Origin of the sequence: Micromonospora sp. D75 (genome assembly GCF_018070405.1) — a bacterium.
Classification (GTDB): domain Bacteria; phylum Actinomycetota; class Actinomycetes; order Mycobacteriales; family Micromonosporaceae; genus Micromonospora; species Micromonospora chalcea.
The window spans coordinates 1-750 of sequence record NZ_JAGPXV010001114.1 but is presented as its reverse complement, the minus strand read 5'-3'; the positions used below and the strand labels follow the sequence as shown (position 1 = coordinate 750).

Genomic DNA, 750 nt, shown 5'->3' with positions numbered 1-750 from the left:
GAACCGGTACGCGCGCGGGGCGACCTCCAGGTACGGGTAGGCCACGCCGTTGACGAGCGGGGTGTCCCCGTACGCCTCGGGCACCGCCGACGGGTGCGGCACGGCGGGCGCCAGCGGCGGCTCGTCCGGGTCGGCGTCTGGGTCGTGGTGCGGGTTCGGCACCGGGGCGACCCACGGGCTGGCGCCGCCGTCCGGGTCGTGGGTCCACGGGCCGTAGTCCCAGCGGCCGGTGGGGTTGCCGCCGGTGAGCCGGTACGGGTTCTGCCGGGGCTGGTAGACGTGGGGGTGCCAGAGGCTGCCCTTGGCGCCCCAGCGGTCCCGGTCCCAGGTCGGGTCCTGGGCGGCGAGTTGCGCGTCGTCGGGTACGAACGTCTTGTCCTCGATCACCAGCGGGAACTGTTCCGCGGGCAGCACGCCGTCGTCCACGAGGCGGTCCTCGGCGGGGTCGGTGAGCAGGTACAGCGCGATCTGCCCGGAGTAGACGGTGAGCCGGGACAGGCCGAGCGTGTTGTCGTGCAGCCACATCAGCCGGCCGCTCTGCTCGTTCGGGAAGTACAGCGTGGTGGCGCCCGCGCCGGGCGGCGGCATGTCCGGCACCGGGGTGACACCCACCCCGGCCGGGTACGGGGTGATCTCGCCGGCCGGGGTCACCCACTGCCACGGGTTGCCGGCGCTGATCCACCCGGTCTGCGCGCCGGACAGGTGCGGCACGGCCCGGTTCTGCGGGTACGGCGCGCAGACCGGGTGTAT

At 74.5% G+C, this 750-nt stretch carries 1 pseudogene; it reads right to left on the bottom strand.

What is annotated here, in order from left to right:
- Positions 1 to 750: pseudogene (locus KBX39_RS32375) on the bottom strand (hypothetical protein); the annotation flags it as partial.